Annotated in this window: 17 protein-coding genes; 13 read left to right on the plus strand and 4 right to left on the minus strand. The window is 61.6% G+C overall.

The features are described from left to right. Positions 1–18 precede the first annotated feature (18 nt). From GA830_RS08985 to GA830_RS09005, 5 genes are all read left to right on the plus strand, one after another. Entirely contained in the window at positions 19–2,034 is a 2,016-nt protein-coding gene (locus GA830_RS08985; RefSeq protein ID WP_195164682.1) for a pseudouridine synthase, read from the plus strand. Next, positions 2,015–2,569 (plus strand): 16S rRNA (guanine(966)-N(2))-methyltransferase RsmD, encoded by a 555-nt coding sequence (gene rsmD / locus GA830_RS08990; protein ID WP_195161554.1) that lies wholly within the window; start codon positions 2,015–2,017, stop codon positions 2,567–2,569. Before GA830_RS08985 ends, rsmD begins: the two co-directional genes overlap by 20 nt. Before the next feature lie 108 nt (positions 2,570–2,677). Then, positions 2,678–4,051, plus strand: coding sequence for a M16 family metallopeptidase (locus GA830_RS08995; protein WP_195161555.1), 1,374 nt, complete (start codon positions 2,678–2,680; stop codon positions 4,049–4,051). A gap of 8 nt (positions 4,052–4,059) precedes the next feature. Continuing rightward, positions 4,060–5,409 (plus strand): M16 family metallopeptidase, encoded by a 1,350-nt coding sequence (locus GA830_RS09000; protein WP_374939256.1) that lies wholly within the window; start codon positions 4,060–4,062, stop codon positions 5,407–5,409. Continuing rightward, positions 5,406–6,374, plus strand: coding sequence for a patatin-like phospholipase family protein (locus GA830_RS09005; RefSeq protein ID WP_258045385.1), 969 nt, complete (start codon positions 5,406–5,408; stop codon positions 6,372–6,374). Before GA830_RS09000 ends, GA830_RS09005 begins: the two co-directional genes overlap by 4 nt. Before the next feature lie 101 nt (positions 6,375–6,475). Here GA830_RS09005 and GA830_RS09010 read toward each other — a convergent pair whose 3' ends face one another. Then, positions 6,476–6,892 (minus strand): VOC family protein, encoded by a 417-nt coding sequence (locus GA830_RS09010; RefSeq protein WP_195161556.1) that lies wholly within the window; start codon positions 6,890–6,892, stop codon positions 6,476–6,478. Positions 6,893–6,917: 25 nt separating this feature from the next. Further along, positions 6,918–8,723, minus strand: coding sequence for a monovalent cation:proton antiporter-2 (CPA2) family protein (locus GA830_RS09015; protein ID WP_195164865.1), 1,806 nt, complete (start codon positions 8,721–8,723; stop codon positions 6,918–6,920). Between the two features lie 151 nt (positions 8,724–8,874). Here GA830_RS09015 and GA830_RS09020 point away from each other — a divergent pair, with 151 nt between their 5' ends. From GA830_RS09020 to GA830_RS09055, 8 genes are all read left to right on the plus strand, one after another. Continuing rightward, positions 8,875–10,218: a TldD/PmbA family protein gene (locus GA830_RS09020; RefSeq protein WP_195161557.1), complete on the plus strand. Its 1,344-nt coding sequence runs from the start codon at positions 8,875–8,877 to the stop codon at positions 10,216–10,218. Further along, the gene (locus GA830_RS09025; protein WP_258045386.1) at positions 10,205–11,002 is read left to right on the plus strand and encodes a 3'(2'),5'-bisphosphate nucleotidase CysQ; all 798 of its coding nucleotides are present in this window, start codon (positions 10,205–10,207) and stop codon (positions 11,000–11,002) included. Before GA830_RS09020 ends, GA830_RS09025 begins: the two co-directional genes overlap by 14 nt. Positions 11,003–11,081: 79 nt before the next feature. After that, a complete protein-coding gene (locus tag GA830_RS09030) occupies positions 11,082–11,327 on the plus strand; it encodes a DUF4170 domain-containing protein (protein WP_195161558.1) in 246 nt (81 codons plus the stop codon). 10 nt (positions 11,328–11,337) lie between these two features. Beyond that, entirely contained in the window at positions 11,338–12,120 is a 783-nt protein-coding gene (locus GA830_RS09035) for a lysophospholipid acyltransferase family protein (RefSeq protein ID WP_195161559.1), read from the plus strand. Continuing rightward, complete coding sequence (waaA, locus tag GA830_RS09040) at positions 12,117–13,439, plus strand: lipid IV(A) 3-deoxy-D-manno-octulosonic acid transferase (RefSeq protein WP_195161560.1); 1,323 nt, start codon at positions 12,117–12,119, stop codon at positions 13,437–13,439. Before GA830_RS09035 ends, waaA begins: the two co-directional genes overlap by 4 nt. Position 13,440: 1 nt before the next feature. After that, positions 13,441–14,475: a tetraacyldisaccharide 4'-kinase gene (lpxK, locus tag GA830_RS09045; RefSeq protein ID WP_195161561.1), complete on the plus strand. Its 1,035-nt coding sequence runs from the start codon at positions 13,441–13,443 to the stop codon at positions 14,473–14,475. Between the two features lie 63 nt (positions 14,476–14,538). After that, a complete protein-coding gene (locus GA830_RS09050; protein WP_195161562.1) occupies positions 14,539–14,934 on the plus strand; it encodes a DUF2946 family protein in 396 nt (131 codons plus the stop codon). 62 nt (positions 14,935–14,996) lie between these two features. After that, a complete protein-coding gene (locus tag GA830_RS09055; protein WP_195161563.1) occupies positions 14,997–16,418 on the plus strand; it encodes a PepSY-associated TM helix domain-containing protein in 1,422 nt (473 codons plus the stop codon). Positions 16,419–16,456: 38 nt separating this feature from the next. Here the strand turns inward: GA830_RS09055 and GA830_RS09060 are convergent, their stop codons facing one another. Beyond that, positions 16,457–16,690: a DUF2093 domain-containing protein gene (locus GA830_RS09060; protein ID WP_195161564.1), complete on the minus strand. Its 234-nt coding sequence runs from the start codon at positions 16,688–16,690 to the stop codon at positions 16,457–16,459. Between the two features lie 66 nt (positions 16,691–16,756). Next, complete coding sequence (mutL, locus tag GA830_RS09065) at positions 16,757–18,598, minus strand: DNA mismatch repair endonuclease MutL (RefSeq protein ID WP_195161565.1); 1,842 nt, start codon at positions 18,596–18,598, stop codon at positions 16,757–16,759. Between the last annotated feature and the right edge of the window lie 32 nt (positions 18,599–18,630).

Here is an 18,630-nt window from a genome sequence, read left to right on the forward strand (position 1 = left end):
TCCAAAGGCAAAGGCCACATGGACGACGATCGTAAAAAGGGACCGCGCAAATTCGGTCCGAAGAAATTTTCTGGACCTGCCCGCAGCTCCGGTGACGCCCCGCGCCCCGCGCGTTCCGGCAAGCCCGCCTTTGGCGCAAAGCCGGCTTTCGCAGGCGGTGGCGCCAAAAAGCCCTATCAAAAACGTGAAGGCGCTCCCGGTGAGGCCCGCAGCGACAAGCCACGCACGCCTTTCCGCCCCCGCGATGATCGGCCTCGCGATGACAAGCCGCGTGAATTTCGCCCCCGTGAAGCTGACGACAAGCCACGCACGCCATTCCGTCCGCGCGATGACCGGCCTCGCGATGACAAGCCGCGTGAATTTCGTCCGCGGGAAGCTGGCGACAAGCCACGCACGCCTTTCCGTCCCCGCGATGACAAACCACGCGAGTTCCGCCCTCGTGATGACCGCCCCCGTGACGGTGGCGACAAACCGCGTCCCTTCCGGGCTCGCGACGACAGCCCCCGCGACGGCGACAAAAAACCGTTTCGTGCCGGTCCACGCCCCGAGCGCGGCGACTTCGAAAAGCGTCCGCCGCGCCGTGATGAAAAGCCGTTTGAGCGCTCGCGTGATGCGGTGCCCGAAGAGGGCGAGCGTATTGCAAAGCGTCTGGCCCGTGCAGGCATTGCCTCGCGCCGTGATGCTGAAGAGCTGATTGCGGCTGGCCGCATTCGCGTCAATGGCCGCGTCCTGGCATCTCCTGCCATCAATGTGTCCATTGAAGACAAGATCGAACTCGACGGCACGCTGATCCCGGCTATTGAGCGCACCCGCATGTTCTTGTTCCACAAGCCTGCAGGGGTGGTCACAACCAACCGTGACCCGCAGGGCCGCAAGACCGTGTTTGACGTCTTGCCAGGTGATCTGCCGCGTTTGATGACGGTGGGCCGTCTCGACATCAATACCGAAGGGCTTTTGCTCCTTACCAATGATGGCGGCCTGTCGCGCGTTCTGGAACTGCCGGCAACGGGCTGGCTACGCCGCTACCGCGTGCGCGTGCATGGAACGCCTGATGAAAAGGCACTGGCTGATCTCAAGAACGGCATTTCTGTTGATGGCGTCTTCTATGGCGCTATCGAAGCAACGCTGGATCGTTCACAGGGCAGCAACGCTTGGCTCACCATCGGTTTGCGCGAAGGCAAGAACCGTGAAGTGAAAAACGTCTTGGGCGCACTCGGTCTCGATGTCACCCGCCTCATCCGCGTATCCTATGGCCCGTTCCAGCTAGGCGAACTGCCAGAAGGCCATGTCTGGGAGATGAAGGGCAAGACCCTGCGTGACCAGCTCGGCGAACGCCTGATTGAAGAATCCGGTGCGAATTTCGAAGCTGATATCGTCAATCCATTCTCCAACCAGCCAACGCGCCGCGAGCGCGAGCCGGAAGAAGAAATGGCGACGGAGCGTCCAAAAATCATGCGCGACGGCGAACGCGGCCATATCGGCGAAGGTGGTCTGATCAAAGCGCGCAAGCGCCGCGAAAACACCCGCGACGATGCGCTGGGCAAGCTATCGACCAGCCGTCCCGAGCGGGGATCTTACGGTGACAAGCCAGACCGCGGCGGCAAACCTGCCTACGGCAAGCCATCATACGGTGACAAACCAGATCGTGGCAGCAAACCTGCCTACGGCAAGCCATCTTATGGCGATAAGCCGGATCGTGGCGACAAGCCGTCCTTTGGCAAACCAGCTGCCTTTGGTGACCGGCCGGACCGTGACGCCCGCCCGCCGCGTGGCAAAAAGCCAGAGCGTGAACAGCGCCCGATTGATCCGCCCGGCCAGCGCCGTGCCAATGTGTGGATGGCTTCTGGTGCCCGCCCGCAAGGCAAGGGCAAGCTGGAGAGCGAGAAGGCAGAGGTCGACGCCCGCAAGGCCGACAAGTCGGCGCGCTATGGCAAGAAGCCGTTCGGCAAGAGCGATAACCATCCCGCGCCATCGCGCAACAGCCCAACCTCGGGCCCACGCAAGGGAAAACCTGGTGCGGATCGTCGGCGGTGAGTTTCGCGGCAGGCCTTTAGCCACACCGCGCACGGATACGATTCGCCCGACGACAGACCGCGCCAGAGAGGCGTTGTTCAACGTCCTGGCGCACCGCTACGCCGACAAACTTGCCGGCGGGCGTGTACTTGACCTGTTCGCTGGCACCGGCGCGCTCGGGCTTGAGGCACTATCGCGCGGGGCGTCCTATGGCGTCTTCATCGAAGAGGGCGCCGAAGGCCGTGGCCTCATCCGCACCAATGTCGAAGCCTTTGGTCTGACCGGCCGCACCAAGATATTTCGCCGCGATGCCGCAGCTCTCGGCGACACCGGCAACATTGCGCCCTTCGATCTGGTCTTCGCCGACCCGCCCTATGGTAAAGGCCTTGGCGAGCGCGCACTGCAAGCCGCTAAAGCCGGCGGCTGGCTGGCTCCGGGCGCGCTATGCATTGTCGAGGAAGCCGCCACCGCCGCCTTTGAGCCCGGCGCTGGCTTCAAGGTCGTCGACCAGCGTGCCTATGGCGACACGATCATCCGCTTTATCGAAACCGCCTGATTGCTGCCGCCTTTGCGGGTCACACCTTCCTACCATTACGAACAATTCATTTGCATGCGCGGGTCTGGCCTGTAACCACCTGCATCACTGATTTGGATAGAGCGGCACATGACTTTGATTTTCAAACCTGCACGGCTTCTTTTCCTCTTGCTGGTAAGCTTGGCGGGTGCGCTACCGGCCCTTGCCCTTGCCCAGGCTCCGGTGCAGCCGGAGAAGGTCGAACATTTCACCCTTGAAAACGGCATGGAGGTGGTGGTCATCCCCGATCACCGCGCCCCCATCGTCACGCATATGGTCTGGTACAAGATCGGTAGCGCCGATGAGCCGGCGGGAAAATCCGGCATCGCGCACTTCTTCGAACACCTGATGTTCAAGGGCACCACCAACCATAAGGCCGGCGAGTTCGGCGCGAGGATCGCCGAGATCGGCGGCAACGAAAACGCTTTCACCTCCTATGACTACACCGCCTACTTCCAATCGGTCACACCGGCAGCACTCGAAACCATGATGGAATTCGAGGCCGACCGCATGCGTAACCTGATCCTCACCGACGAGGTGATCGGGCCAGAGCGCGATGTGATTCTGGAAGAGCGCCGCTCGCGCATCGAAAGCAGTCCAAACGCGCTTTTGGCCGAAGAGGTGGACGCTACGCTCTATCAAAACCATCCCTACCGCGTACCCGTCATCGGCTGGATGCACGAGATGGAACAGCTGAACCGCACTGACGCGGTCGCTTTCTATGACCGTTACTACGCCCCCAACAATGCCATTCTGGTCGTCGCCGGCGACACCGATGCCACCACCGTCAAGGCGCTGGCAGAAAAGACCTATGGCAAGGTCCCACACGGTCCTGACCTGCCGGCGCGCGAGCGCCCTCAGGAACCCGAGCAGAACACGCGCCGCACGGTCACCCTGGCCGATCCCCGCGTCGGCGTTCCAAGCTTCCAGAAATCGTGGGTCGTGCCATCCTACAATCGTGCAGAACCGGGCGAGGCTGAAGCGCTTGACCTGCTCTCCGAAATTCTCGGCGGTGGCACCCGCAGCCGCATCTACCAGCAGCTTGTCGTCGCCCAGGGCACCGCGGCCAGCGCTGGCGCGGCCTACAACGGTACATCCTTTGATGCGTCCGAATTCACCCTCTACGGTGCCCCGCGCGGCGACGCCACGCTGCAACAGGTAGAAGCCGGCATCGACGCCGAAGTGCTGAAAGTCATCAAGGATGGCATCACCGACATCGAACTTGAGAAAGCCAAGAAACGCTTCCTGCGCTCGATGATCTTTGCCCGCGACAGTCAGTCCGGCATGGCCAATATCTACGGCGCCACGCTTGCCACCGGCGGCAGTGTCGACATGATCGAAAAATGGCCCGATGAAATCGCCAAAGTCACGCCAGCCCGTATCCAGGCCGTGGCCGCGAAATATCTGAACCCGGATCGTTCGGTCGCCGGGTACCTGCTGCCCGAAGCCGACAAGAAGAATTGAGGGTCAAGATGATGCACTTCAAAAACCGTCTCTCGACCACCGCCACGACCGTTTTTCTGGCGCTGCTGTTTCTGGTAATGCCGCATGTGATGGCCGCCCGCGCTGCCGTCACCATTCAGGAAGTCATCTCCGACAAGGGTATTAAAGCCTGGCTGGTCGAGGATTATTCGGTTCCCATCGTGGCATTTCGCTTCGCCTTTGCCGGTGGCACGTCGCAAGATCCGGTCGGCAAGGACGGGTTATCCAACTTGATGACCGGTCTCTTCGACGAGGGCGCCGGCGACATGGACAGCGACGCCTTTCAGGAAAAGCTCGACGATGCCGGTGCCGAGATGGGCTTTAACGCCGTGCGCGACGCTACCTATGGCTCTATGCGCATGTTGGCTGACCAGAAGGATGAGGCGCTCGATCTTCTCCGTCTGGCCATAGAGGAGCCACGTTTCGACCAGGCGCCCATCGATCGCATCCGGTCGCAGATCCTCTCCGGCGTGATCGCCAAGGCCAAGGACCCCAACACCATTGCCGGCTTTGCCTGGTCAGAGGCGCTCTACGGCGACCACGCCTATGCTAGACGCGATGACGGCACCGAGGAGACGCTTCCCAAGCTGACGGCGGCTGACCTGCACGCACTACACAAGGCGCAGTTCTCACGCGGCAATCTCATTGTCGGCGTAGTTGGCGCTATCGACGCCGAGACGCTTAAGCGCGATCTCGACAAGGTATTTGGGAGCCTGCCGGAGCAGGCGACGCAGACGCCGGTTGTCGACGTTGCGCCAAAGCTCAGCCAGGAAATCCGCATTCCCTATGATCTGCCGCAGACGACGCTGCAACTGGCCTATCCAGGGTTGGAGCGCACCGATCCCGAGTTCTTCGCGGCCTTCCTGATGAACCACATTCTGGGCGGCGGTACGTTCTCCTCGCGCTTGTTTGACGAAGTGCGCGAGAAGCGCGGGCTGGCCTACGGCGTTGATTCCTCGTTGATGAACCGCAAGCACACCAACGCACTGGTCATCTCCACCGCTACCCGTTCAGACCGCGCCGACGAGACGCTCGACATCATCCGCGCCGAAGTCGGGCGCATGGCCGATGGCGGCGTCACCGACAAGGAGCTGGAAGACGCCAAGAAATATCTGATTGGCTCCTATGCCATCAGCAATCTCAATTCTTCGAGCAGCATCGCCTCCACGCTGGTAGAGCTTCAGATCAATGATCTGGGCAAGGATTATCTTGAACGTCGAGAAGCGCTGATCCAGGCGGTGACGAAGGACGAAGTCCAAAAGGCAGCCACGCGGCTGTTGCGCACCGAACCGGCCATCCTGATCGTTGGTCCGGAAGCCCCCAAGGGAGGCAAGGGGTGATCGACAAGCCGCCTTCGAAGCCGGGCAAGAAGGCAAATAGTGGCGCTGGTGGTCCCACCTTCGCCATCGCCTTCGGCGGCGGCGGCGCGCGCGGGTTGGCGCACATCCATGTCATCGAAGCCCTCGACGAACTGGGCATCCGCCCTGTTTCGATTGCCGGCTCCTCCATCGGCGCCATCATGGGCGCCGCGATGGCGTCCGGCATGACGGGCAAGGACATCCACGAATTCTCCGTTGCCATTTTGGGCCACCGCGCCGAAGTCGCCTCGCGCATGTGGCGCGCGCGCCCCGGCTCTCTCGGGGAAATGGTGGCCGGCGGCATCAATGTTTCGCAGTTCAACATCGAGCGCATCCTGAAGGCCTTCATGCCCGAAGGCATGCCAACAGATTTTTCCGATCTGAAAATTCCGCTAAAAGTCACCGCCACAGATTTCTTCGGCCACAAACTGGCGGTGTTCGACAGTGGCGATCTGTTTTCAGCGCTGGCAGCTTCGGCGGCAATTCCAGCCGTGTTCAAGCCGGTCAGGCGCGACGGCATGCTGTTGATCGACGGCGGCATCTACAACCCCGTCCCCTTTGACCTCATCGAGGGTGATGCCGATATCACCATCGCCATCGATGTCGTCGGCGCTCCTGCCGAAAGCAGCCGCCGCCGTCCCAATTCGCTCGACCTGATGTTTGGCGCTACGCAGTTGATGATGCAGTCGATCAGCGCCATGAAATTCAAGACCAACTGCCCCGACATCCTGCTCCGCCCGCCCGTCTCGCGCTTTCGCGCTCTGGACTTCCTGAAGGTCGATGCCGTGTTGGCTGAAACCGCCTCGATCAAGGATGAGCTGAAGCGGGAAGTGGAAAAGGCGGTGGCAAAGTTTGAAAAGGCGGGCGCGGCTGAGCGCCGTGCGCAAAACCCCTCTCCGTCTCGGCCGCCCGAGCCACCTCTCCCCGCAAGCGGGGCGAGGAAATAGGGGTTAGCGGTTGGCTATTTCCTCGCCCCACGAAAGTGGGGAGAGGTGCCGAGCGCAGCGAGGCGGAGAGGGGTATAGCTCACCGCCAACCGCCACCAACCTCAGTGCGCGAACACCTGCTCCATCGAGCGAAACCCCTTGAATTCCAGCGCATTGCCTGAAGGGTCGCGGATGAACAGCGTCGCCTGTTCGCCGGACTCGCCCTTGAAGCGCACCATTGGCTTCTCCACCCAGTCAACGCTGTCATTGGCTTCCAGCCGGTCGGCCAGTTCCTGCCACTGGCCCATCGGCAGCACCACGCCAAAGTGTGGGATCGGCACCGCTACGCCATCCACTGTCCCGCTGCGCGCGGCAGAAGCGGCATCCGGGCGCAGATGCGCAGACATCTGGTGGCCGAACAGGTCGAAATCGACCCAGCTGTCCGACGATCGGCCAATGCCGCAATTGAGAACGTCGCGGTAGAAACGGCGCGTCTCATCGAGGTCACGGACGGGAAAGGCAAGATGGAAGGGCGTCATGGCGATTTCCTCGTGTACTGAGTGGTCAATTGTCAGCCGCTTCGGGCGTTTTGTCGAGCCGTCTGGATTCGCGCGTGGGCTTGATCAGCGGCTCCGGCGTCACCGGTTTGGCATAAAGAATGTCGCGACCAGCATGAATGCCTTCCACAGCCTGCAGCGCCAGCCGCTGCTCGTCGCGGTGGCGCACATCCTCGCGAATGTTTTCCGCCGTATCCTGATCGATGCCGAGCGCCTCGAGCGTCCGCTGGCCAAACAAAAGCCCCGATTCAAACGTCTCGCGCAGCTCGTAATCCACACCGCGTGCCCGCAATTGCAGCGTATGCGTCCTGTCATAGGAGCGCACATAAAGCCGCGCGTCGGGGTATTCACTCTGGATCAGCTCGACCACGCGGTCGGTGATCTCGCGCTTGTTGGTGGTTATCGCCACCACCTTGGCGCGGCGGATGCCGGCCGCCTCCAGCACATCCTTGCGGGTCCCGTCCCCGAAATAGATACGGAAGCCAAATTTTCCTGCGCTCCTCACCCGCTCGGCCGAGTGATCGATGATCGTCACCGACGACCCACCTGTCAGAAGGATCTGCGCGGCAATCTGGCCAAAGCGCGAGAAGCCGATCATCAACACGTCGGCCCCGGCGCCCTCAAAGTCTTCGTCCAGTTGCTCGGCCACTTCCTGCCCGAGAAAAAACTTCGATGCCGGCGCAAACAGCGGCATAAGGGCCATCGAGACGGTGACGATGGCAATCAGCATCGACGCAGTCTCAGACGTAAACACCGCTGCTGATGCTGCTGCCGAAAACAGCACGAAGGCAAACTCGCCGCCCTGCGGCAAAAGAAACGCCACGCGCACCGCATTGTCATGCGTCGAGCCAAATAGGCGGCAGACCGCATAGGTGATCACCACTTTCACCGTCATCAGGATAGGCACCGCCAACAGGATGGTGGCCCAGTTCTCCACGATCACGCTGAGGTCGAGCGAGAGGCCAACCGCCATGAAGAACAGCCCGAGCAGAATGCCGCGAAATGGCTCGATATCGGCTTCCAGCTCATGCCGGTAGGATGATTCGGCCAGCATCACGCCGGCGATAAAAGCGCCCATCGCCATCGACAGCCCCGCCACCTGCATCAGCGTTGCTGCACCCAGAACCACCAGCAGAGCGGCGGCAATCATTGCCTCCTTGGCACCCGTATTGGCGATGATGCGAAACAGCGGATTGATCAGATAGCGTCCCGCGACCAGCAGTGCAGTAATCGCTGCAATCGTCACCGCCAGTTGCGGCAGCACGGCCACCGTAGTGCCGGTTTCGCCACCCGGCGCCAAAAGCGGCACGATGGCCAGCAGCGGCACGATGGCGATATCCTGGAACAGCAGGATGGAAAATGTCGTCTGGCCATGACGGGCATTGGTCGTGCCTTCCTGCTCCAGAAGCTGCATCGCAAAGGCCGTGGAGGAAAGCGCCAGCCCGAAGCCGATCACCAGTGCCGCCGGCCACGAAAGTGCTGCAAGATAGTGGCCAAGCAGTGCGAGCACAGTTCCCGTCAAAACGACTTGTGCAAAGCCCAGCCCGAATATCTCGCGCCGCATCGCCCACAGCCGGGATGGCTTGAGCTCAAGCCCGATGACAAACAGAAGAAACACAATTCCGAGTTCGGCAACATGCAGGATTTCCACGCCGCCGGTGATCAGTCGTGCTACCGGGCCGATCACCACGCCTGCTGCCAGATAGCCCAGAATGGTGCCGAGACCGATGCGCTTGAACAGCGGTGCAGCCACCACAGCGCCACCCAGCAGCAGCAGAATTTCGGAATAGATGGTTCCCTCAACTGCCAAGATCTGCATCCCTCTCCGGATCGTGCGGGGTCGCTTGCGCGCGATTTGCTGTGAACACCACCCATTGCACATGGATCGTCGGAACAATAGATGGTGGCGCAGGCGCGGTGCGCCAAGCATTGCAAACGAAACAAATTACAGGCCAGATCCCGCTATGACCGACACGCTCGATTCCGCCAAGCTTGTCGACAAGGTAGCAAGCCTGGTCGAGGCTGCCAAACGCGCCGGCGCAACAGCTGCGGATGCTGTTGCGGTGCGCGGCCGCTCAACCTCGGTCTCCGTGCGGCTGGGCAAGGTCGAAAACTCCGAAGCCTCCGAAAGCGACGACATTTCGCTGCGCGTATTTGTCGGAAAAAAAGCCGCCAGCGTATCGGCAACGGCATCGTCAGATGTCCGCGAACTGGCTGAGCGCGCAGTCTCCATGGCGCGCGTTTCGCCGGAAGATCCTTTCCAAGGCCTGGCCGATCCCGACCGCTTGGTAAAGAACCCGCGCAATCTCGACCTGTTTGACGCGACCACCCTGTCGGCGGATCAACTGCGTGACGATGCGCTGGCCGCCGAAGAGGCAGCGCTTGCGGTCAAGGGTGTCACCAATTCCGCCGGTTCCGGTGCCAGCTTCGGTCTGGGTGGCATCGTTCTGGCCACCTCGGAAGGCTTTGTTGGCCATTATGTCGGCTCCCGTTTTTCCCGGTCGGCCAGCGTCATTGCGGGCGAAGGCACCGGCATGGAGCGCGACTATGATTATTCCTCGCACCAGCATTTTGTCGATCTGGAGCGCCCCGAAGAAATCGGTCGCAAGGCCGGCGAGCGCGCGGTCAAACGGCTGAATGCCCGCAAAGCCCAAACCGGTGCGGTCGATGTCATTTTCGATCCGCGTGTCGCACGCGGCATTGCCGGGCACATCGCTGGCGCCATCAATGGCGCTTCGGTTGCCCGCAAGACCAGCTTTCTGCGCGACATGATGGGCAAGCAGGTGGCGGGAAGCACCATCCGCGTCACCGACGATCCGCTCAAGGTGCGCGGCCAGGCCTCGCGTCCTTTCGACGGCGAAGGCGTGGAAGGCGTTCCGCTCGATATGATCGAGGATGGCATTTTGCGCCACTGGCTCCTGTCCACCTCGGTGGCGCAGGAACTCGGGCTCCAGACCAATGGCCGCGGTTCGCGCTCCGGTTCGTCAGTGTCGCCATCGTCCTCCAATTTCGCCATTGAGCCTGGAACAATGTCGCCCGAAGACATGATCCGGGGGCTGAAAACTGGCTTTTACGTAACCGAGGTTTTTGGCCAGGGCGTCAACATGGTCACGGGCGAATACAGCCGGGGCGCCAGCGGTTTCTGGGTCGAGAACGGTGAACTGTCCTATCCGGTATCGGAGGTCACAATCGCCTCCAACCTCAAGACCATGTTCCTGACAATGGTTCCCGCAAGCGATCTCGATCGCAATTTCGGCACCTGCGCGCCAACCCTCCTTGTCGAAGGGATGACCCTTGCAGGCATCTGAGGCAGGCTGGCAGTCGGACGATTTGGCGCTCATCCGCGAGGCTGCAGCCGAAGGCGCTCGCATCGCGATGGGCTACTTCAGGCAGGACCCGCAGGTTTGGATGAAAACCGGCCAGTCGCCGGTCAGCGAGGCCGATTACGCTGTCGACACCTATTTACGAGAAACCCTGCTCAAGGCGCGGCCCGATTATGGCTGGCTGTCCGAAGAAACCGTGGATTCGCCTGAGCGCCTTTCGCGCCGCCGCACCTTCGTCGTCGATCCGATTGATGGCACCCGCGCTTTTCTTGAAGGTTATCCGGTCTGGTGTGTATCCATTGCCGTTGTCGAAGACGGCATTTCGCGCGCCGGCGTGCTTGATTGTCCGGCCAAGGGCGAGATCTATTGGGCCGCAGCAGATGGCGGTGCATTCCGCAACGGCCAACCGCTAAAGGTCAATCCCCACAGGGAAGCCTTCACGGTAGCCGGCCCCAAACCGATGCTCGCAGCCACCCCGCCAAAATGGAAAGACCGCTTCACGGTCATTCCCTATATTCCCTCGCTCGCCTGCCGCGTTGCCATGGTGGCAAGCGGCGAACTCGACGCTTCTTATGTAAAAGCCAATGCGCATGATTGGGACCTCGCAGCCGCTGATCTGATTCTGCGTGAAGCCGGCGGCAAACTGGTAGACGCAGCCGGAGCCGAACTGCGCTACGCTGGAACGCACCCCGTTCATGGCGCCTTGGTTGCAGGCAGCGGCCCGCTTTTGCAGGTGATGACATCTGTGATTGCAGGATTAGACGCCTGAAACCTGCTCAAGCCGGTTTCAAACACGCTTTTTTTCCTCTAACACCCTGTCTGCCAACGATGTGGAGCTAGGAACGACTATGGCCGGAGAAGACGGAAAGAAGCAGCTGTTGCACCTTGTTTTCGGGGGCGAACTGCAAAGCCTCGGCAGCACCGAGTTCCGCGATCTCGACGGCCTCGATATTGTCGGCATTTTCCCCGACTATAAATCCGCGGAACTGGCCTGGCGGGGCAAGGCCCAGGCCACAGTGGACAATGCGCATATGCGCTATTTCATCGTCCACCTGCATCGGATGCTCGACCCGGATGGCGGCAAGGCAGCGTAGAACCCAGCGCATGGACGAAAAGAAAGCGATGACGCGGGCGCAAGCCGCAGGTCCGGCACGCCGTACCGGTGTCGCAAAAGGGTTGTGGAAAGCTATCCGCAAGCCGTTGGCCCAATCGCGCTTCTCCAGACATGTACTGTCGACGCTGCTGGCAAAGGCGTTGAGCTTTATCAAAATTACCAATCCGCTGGTGAAGGGATCTTCCGATCTCACTGCCGCCTACGCTGAGCACACTCCCTCAATTGTGGCGCTCTGGCACGGACAGCACATTCTGGTGCCGGCCTATTACGATCGAAACCAGAAACTCGTGGCCATGTTCTCGCGCAGTGCCGACGCGGAGCTGAATGCCATGGTTTTTGAAAAGCTTGGTTTTCGAGCCGTGCGCGGCTCCGGAGGCCGCCCCGGCTCAGACAATTCCGGCAAGGGCGGAGCCCAGGCGCTGATTGCCCTAAAAAAGGCGCTCGATGCCGGCAACAACGTCGCCATGATCGCTGATATCGCCAAGGGAACGCCGCGGGATGCCGGACTTGGCATCGTCACCCTGGCCAAGCTGTCCGGACGGCCTATTCTTCCGGTCGCCATGGCCACCAGTCGGCGCAAGGTTTTGGAGAAGAGTTGGGACAAGACCACCGTCAGCCTTCCGTTCGGCCGCGGTGCATTGATCATCGGTGATCCCATTTCAGTACCTTCTGACGCAACTGATGCCGAGCTTGAGGCCCGGCGCCGCGAAGTCACGGATGCGCTCAACATGGCGACCGAAAAGGCGTATCAACTGGTGGATCGGCCCAAATGAGTGAACGCTGGGCCCGTGCCATGTTGAGCGTTTACCGCTATGCTGGCGCTGCCGCCTATCCGCTGGTCGGCACCTATGTCGGCTGGCGCGCCTCGAAGGGCAAGGAAGAGCATTCCAGACGCCGCGAACGCTACGGCGTGGCCAGCCAGCCGCGCCCGGCCGGACCGTTGGTCTGGGTCCACGCCGCAAGTGTGGGCGAAACCGTCGCCGTTGTTCCGCTCATTGAACGCATTCTGGATTTCGGCATCAAAGTCGTGCTCACCACCGGCACAGTCACCTCCGCCCGCGTCGCGGATGAGCGTCTGGGCGACCGCATTATTCACCAATATGTTCCGCTTGATCTGAAACCCGCCGTCAGCCGTTTTCTTGATCACTGGCTGCCGGATATTGCCATCATCGCCGAATCCGAAATCTGGCCGATGACAATTCTCGAACTTGGGTTGCGCCGTATTCCCCAGGTACTGGTCAATGGGCGCCTCTCTGACCGCTCTTTCGCGTCCTGGCAGAAGCGTTCCTTCATCGCCGAGGCGCTATTTGAAAACCTCGCTCATGTGGTTGCCCAGTCGGACGTTGATGGCGAGCGATTCCAGGCGCTCGGCGCCCGCCCGGTTACCGTTTCGGGCAACCTCAAGGTTGATACCGATCCGCCACCGGTAGACCAGTACGCGCTCGGCAAGCTCGTCGCCGAGATCGCCGGTCGCCAGACCTGGGCTGCCGTCTCCACCCATGAGGGCGAGGAGATGATTGCCGTCGAGGTTCACGCCAAGCTGAAGTCGCGGCATCCCGACCTGTTGACCATCATCGTGCCACGTCACCCCGATCGCGGTGCTGTGCTTCATGCCGCATTTGGCGAAGCCGGCCTCAAGGTCGCCCGTCGCAGTCTGGACGAGGCGGTCGAGCCTGATACAGACATCCTGCTGGGTGATACGATAGGCGAGATGGGGCTTTATCTTCGTTTGACCGAAATCGCCTTTGTTGGTCGTTCGCTGAGCGCCGAAGGCGGTCAAAATCCGCTCGAGCCGGCCATGCTCAACACCGCCGTCCTGTCTGGCCGCAACGTCCAGAATTTCCGCGAGTCCTACAAGCGCCTCATCGATGGCGGCGGCGCCAGGCTGGTACGCGATGGTGACATGCTGGCAGGCGCGGTTCACTTCCTGCTCAACAACGACAAGGCGCGTGGCGATATGATCACCGCCGGCGTGCATGTCGTCGATGATATGCGCGGCGCGCTCGCCGCCACGCTGAAGGCCCTGGAGCCTTATATCCAGCCGTTGATCGTCAAGTCACGGCTGAAGAACGGCAACGGCGGCGGCTTCTGACATGGCCTCCGAAGCGCCTCCCTTCTGGTGGGAAAAACCCGATTGGCGTGCGCGCTTGCTCTACCCTGTCTCGGCGATCTACGGCGCCGTTGCGCGCCGCCGGCTTGAACGGGGACGCCGCGAAAAAGTCGAGTGCCCGGTGCTCTGCGTCGGCAACCTCACCGTCGGCGGCACTGGCAAGACGCCTGTGGCCATTGCGCTCGCCAAAGCTGCCCGCAAACAGGGCCTGAAACCCGGCTTCCTGTCGCGTGGCCATGGCGGCAGCTTCGGCGGAGAGCCGCACCGGGTCGATCTGCACCACGACAGCGCAAAACACGTCGGCGACGAGCCACTACTTCTGGCCGAGCACGCGCCTGTGGCGGTCAGCCCCAACCGCGCTGCCGGCGCGCGCATGCTCATCGCCGAGGGCTGCGATTTCCTTATCATGGATGACGGCTTCCAGAGCGCCCGCATCCATATCGACTATGCACTTCTGGTCGTCGATGCGCGACGTGGCGTCGGCAACGGCCATATCATTCCCGGCGGCCCCGTGCGCGCGCCGATCACCGACCAGTTGCGGCTTGCCAATGGGCTTTTGAAAATGGGCGAGGGGACTGCAGCCGATATCATCATCCGTCGCGCCGCCCGCGCCGGAAAGCCGTTTTTCGAGGCCGCTCTCAAGCCGCGCCGCAAATCGGCTTTTGCCGGCAAGCGGTTCCTCGCCTTTGCTGGTATCGGTGATCCGGCAAAATTCTATCGCAGCATCAGCGAGACCGGCGGCGAAGTCGTCATCCAGCGCTCCTTCGGCGACCACCATTTCTATGCCGATGATGAGCTTGGCGATCTGGTCAAACTGGCCGCTGCCAACAATCTCCACCTCGTCACCACCGCCAAGGACGCCGCCCGCCTGCGTCACGGCTCGCACGCCGCGCGCACCCTTTTGGAGAGCTTGATGGTGCTGGAGGTTGAAACCGTCTTCGAACCGAAATCCGTACCCGCGCGGCTGATCGACGACACGCTCAACGCCTTTCGCACCAGGCGCATTACTGAAGTTTGAACATCTCCAGTCTGCTCCTTTGTCGTAGTGACTTTGGGGAAGCTCTATGGCACTGCATCACGCATGAAGAGCATGCGCTTGCTTTTGCGGGATCGGCTGACATTCAGTGCCTTTGCGGCGCTGGCGGTGTTCATGCTGGCGCTGCAGGGCCTGCTCGGCGGCATGGCACAGGGCGCCATGGCGGCATCTGTTGCCGATCCGCTCCACATCATCTGCGCCTCCACCGGTGACCTCACGGTCTCTCATGGTGGCGAGCAGGCGCCCTCGCAGCATGAATGCCCCTGCGGTGCGCTCTGCCGCGTGGCGTCCGCCTCCGCTCCGGCAATCCTGTCGATACTGATTTTTGGACCGCAACCGCACCGCGCAGCTGAACCTGACTTTCAGCGGCAAGCGCAAATTGTCCCGCTTGAACGGCGTGGCATCCTCGCCGAGCCGCGTGCTCCACCCGCCATCTCCTGACCGTTGAACCACCGCCATCGGCATGCCGCTGGCGATCCGTCACGTCTGGAGAACAATCCTCAATGTCTACGCTTGTTGAAACAGCGCAGAGCGGCACGGCCGCTGTCGCTCCCGCTTCCGATCTCTACCGCGCCGTCTGGCGCTGGCACTTCTATGCCGGCCTTCTGGTGCTGCCATTTCTCATCTCGCTCGCCTGCACCGGCGCGCTCTATCTGTTCAAGGATGAGTTCGATGCCATCATCCATTCCGACCTGAAACGTGTCGAAGCCTCGCAAACCCGAGTCGCCCCCTTGGTGATGATTGAAAAAGCACTGGCCGCGGTGCCCGGCAGGGCGGTGAAGTTCACCGATCCCGCCACGCCGCAAAGCTCTGCCGAGATCACCATCGCCACCGCAAGTGCCGGCAAGCAGGCAGTTTACGTCAATCCGCATGACGGTCAGGTGCTGGGCACCTTGCCTGATCGAGGCACGATCATGTGGACGATCCGCACTCTCCACAGCCTCAAATATTTCGGAACCACCGCCCGTTACCTGATCGAGATCGCAGCCGGCTGGTCCATCCTGCTGGTCGCCACCGGCATCTATCTCTGGTGGCCGCGCCGCCAGACGGGTGGCGTCCTCACCGTGCGCGGCACGCCCCGGCGTCGTATCTTCTGGCGCGATACCCATGCGGTAACGGGCATCCTTGTCGGTTTCTTCATCGTCTTCCTCGCCATCACCGGCATGCCTTGGTCTGGCGTCTGGGGCGACAAGGTCAATGAATGGGCCAATGGCAGCAATGATGGCTATCCAGCAGGCCTATACGTGGGCGTGCCGATGTCGACCCGAAAACTCAGCGACACCACGCCAACCTCATGGTCGATGGAGCAGGCCAAACTGCCCCTGTCGACTGACCCACACTCAGGCCACACCGGCCACGATGCAACCACCACGCCGGCAGCCAACGTGTCGCCAGCGCCCGGTTCCGCGATCAGCATCGACAGCATCATTTTGGAAATCGACGCCATGGGCTTTTCGCGCGGCTACGCGGTGACCATTCCGGGCGATCCGACAGGCGTCTATTCCGCCACCGTCTACCCCGATGACGTGTCGCTCCAGCGTGTCGTTCACTTCGACCAATATTCCGGCAAGCCGCTGATCGACCTCAGCTACGGAGATTATGGCGTGTTTGGCAAGGCGCTGGAATTCGGCATCAGCGTACATATGGGCCAGCAGTTCGGGCTGCTGAACCAGATCCTGCTGTCGGCCGTATGCCTGGCGATCATCTTGCTCGCCGTCTCCGCCGCGATCATGTGGTGGAAGCGTCGTCCTGCCGGCGCGCTCGGCGTTCCACCCATGCCGTCCGACCCACGTACCTTCCGTGGCCTCATCGCCATCCTCGCCATTGGGGGGATCGCCTTCCCGCTGGTCGGCGTCTCGTTGCTGACGATGCTGGCAATCGACCGGCTGTTCTTCATGCGCCGCACCGAAGCACAGCCAACCTGACCCTATAAAAGGGGCTGCCGCCTATCAGCGGTTGCCCTTCACTTGCTGCGCGTGCGCAGCTCCGGGTTCATGTCGATCTCGCGCTGCAACGACACATCGGCGGTCAGATAGGCTTCCTGCCGCGCCACGCTCCAATATTTCAGCTCGTCCAGCGGGATGGATTCGCCCGTCACCGCACAGCGCACAAAAGCGCCAGGGCTGGTCACCTGGAAATCGCCATCCAGATAGCGGATCTTCGCCTCGCGCGCGCCGGGTCCTTCAAAACGGTTCATGGGTCACACCTTTCAGGCACGATCTTCCGCCACAAAACGCTGCCTTGGTCAAGCGCATCAGCCGGCTTACCGCCGCCCGAACAGCCGCTCAATATCGGCCAGCTTCAGCTCTATATAAGTGGGCCTGCCATGATTGCAGGTGCCGGAACCGGGCGTTGCTTCCATCTGCCGCAAAAGCGCATTCATCTCTTCCGGGCGCAACAGCCGTCCCGAACGCACCGAGCCATGGCAGGCCATTGTGGCCGCGATCATGTCGAGGCGCTCTTTCAGCGTATCAGCCGTATCGCTATCGGCGATTTCATCGGCAAGGTCGCGGATCAACTTTCCAGCATCTATATCACCCAGCATGGAAGGCGTTTCGCGCACTGCAATGGCGCCCGGCCCGAAGCGCTCTACACCCAGCCCGAATTTGCGCAGCGTGTCTGCGTGCTGGGCCACACGCTCCGCATCCTCTTCCGGCAGGTCAACGATTTCGGGAATGAGCAGCATCTGTGCAGCAATCGGCCTGCTTGCCAGCGCCTGCTTCAGCGCCTCATAGACCAGCCGCTCATGCGCGGCATGCTGGTCCACGATCACCAGCGAATCCGCAGTCTGTGCGACAATGTAATTGGCGTGAACCTGCGCGCGCGCAGCACCAAGCGGCGTCGCCATCAGCTCTGCCGGCGCCTCGGCAAAGCCTGCGCGGGCATCTGCGCTCACACCGGCATCAAAGCTTGCCTGTGCTGGCGCGCTGAAGCCCGCCTGCCCAAAATCGAAAGGGCGGCTGGGCGAAGCGTTGATGTCATAGCCGCCAGAGCCTCGAAACTCTGGCTGATAAGAGTGCTGGCGCTCTGTCGTCCCTGCATGCGGATTGGCTGCCATGCCGGTACGGAAAGCGTTGATCATGGCATCGGCCCCACTTGTGGCATGGCGAATACCGGCCTGAGCAAGCGCCTGGCGCACCGAGCCGACAATCAGTCCCCGCACCATTCCAGGGTCGCGAAACCGCACATCGGCTTTCGCGGGATGCACATTCACATCCACATGCGCCGGATCGAGCGTTATGAAAAGCGCCGTCACCGCATGCCGGTCGCGCGGCAAAACATCGGCAAAGGCACCGCGTATTGCCCCCGCAATCAGCTTGTCGCGCACCGGGCGGCCATTCACATAAACATATTGCTGGAGAGAGTTGGCGCGCGTGAAGGAAGGAACAGACACATAGCCTTCGAGCCGCACAATCTCGCGCCCGGCATCAATAATGATTGAGTTTTCGGGAAACTCCTTGCCCATCACCTGCGCAATGCGGGCAAGCTGTGCCGCTGCATCGTTGCCGGTCGCTGGCAGGTCGAGCGTCGAGCGGTCCGTGCCCGAAAGCGTGAAGCGCACATGCGGAAACGCAATGGCAATCCGCTTCACCACATCAGCGGTTGCGGTCGCCTCGGCGCGCTCGCCCTTCATGAATTTCAGCCGTGCCGGTGTCGCATAGAAAAGGTCGCGCACCTCCACCTGCGTGCCGCGGTTCAGCGCTGCTGGCCGTACCGGAAAAAGCTTGCCGCCTTCGATGCGTATCTCCGCGCCACTGTCAGCATCCTTTGTGCGCGAACGCACACTCAGCCGTGACACCGAGCCAATGGAGGGCAGGGCCTCGCCGCGAAATCCGAGCGAGCGAATGTCGTGAATATCGTCCGAGAGCTTGGACGTACAATGGCGTGCAATGGCCAGCTCCAGCTCATCTGGCGCAATACCGCTGCCATCATCCGTCACCCGGATCAGCCCAAGCCCGCCACCGGCAGTCGCAATCTCAATGCGCGAGGCGCCCGCATCGAGCGCATTCTCGACGAGTTCCTTGACCACACTGGCTGGCCGCTCGATCACCTCACCGGCGGCGATCTGGTTGACCATGGTTTCTGAGAGAAGACGGATGGACATCAGGCGCTTATAGCGGGATTCGTGGTCGCGCG

The organism is Mesorhizobium sp. NBSH29, assembly GCF_015500055.1.
Taxonomy (GTDB): domain Bacteria; phylum Pseudomonadota; class Alphaproteobacteria; order Rhizobiales; family Rhizobiaceae; genus Neomesorhizobium.

Bases quoted from the DNA above. Each gene is read 5' to 3' on its own strand.
- GA830_RS09060 (WP_195161564.1), bottom strand. From the start codon at position 16,690: ATGAACCGTTTTGAAGGACCCGGCGCGCGCGAGGCGAAGATCCGCTAT.
- GA830_RS09010 (WP_195161556.1), bottom strand. From the start codon at position 6,892: ATGACGCCCTTCCATCTTGCCTTTCCCGTCCGTGACCTCGATGAGACG.
- GA830_RS09000 (WP_374939256.1), top strand. From the start codon at position 4,060: ATGATGCACTTCAAAAACCGTCTCTCGACCACCGCCACGACCGTTTTT.
- GA830_RS09035 (WP_195161559.1), top strand. From the start codon at position 11,338: ATGGACGAAAAGAAAGCGATGACGCGGGCGCAAGCCGCAGGTCCGGCA.
- GA830_RS09020 (WP_195161557.1), top strand. From the start codon at position 8,875: ATGACCGACACGCTCGATTCCGCCAAGCTTGTCGACAAGGTAGCAAGC.
- GA830_RS08995 (WP_195161555.1), top strand. From the start codon at position 2,678: ATGACTTTGATTTTCAAACCTGCACGGCTTCTTTTCCTCTTGCTGGTA.
- GA830_RS09030 (WP_195161558.1), top strand. From the start codon at position 11,082: ATGGCCGGAGAAGACGGAAAGAAGCAGCTGTTGCACCTTGTTTTCGGG.
- mutL (WP_195161565.1), bottom strand. From the start codon at position 18,598: ATGTCCATCCGTCTTCTCTCAGAAACCATGGTCAACCAGATCGCCGCC.
- waaA (WP_195161560.1), top strand. From the start codon at position 12,117: ATGAGTGAACGCTGGGCCCGTGCCATGTTGAGCGTTTACCGCTATGCT.
- GA830_RS09055 (WP_195161563.1), top strand. From the start codon at position 14,997: ATGTCTACGCTTGTTGAAACAGCGCAGAGCGGCACGGCCGCTGTCGCT.
- GA830_RS08985 (WP_195164682.1), top strand. From the start codon at position 19: ATGGACGACGATCGTAAAAAGGGACCGCGCAAATTCGGTCCGAAGAAA.
- GA830_RS09050 (WP_195161562.1), top strand. From the start codon at position 14,539: ATGAAGAGCATGCGCTTGCTTTTGCGGGATCGGCTGACATTCAGTGCC.
- lpxK (WP_195161561.1), top strand. From the start codon at position 13,441: ATGGCCTCCGAAGCGCCTCCCTTCTGGTGGGAAAAACCCGATTGGCGT.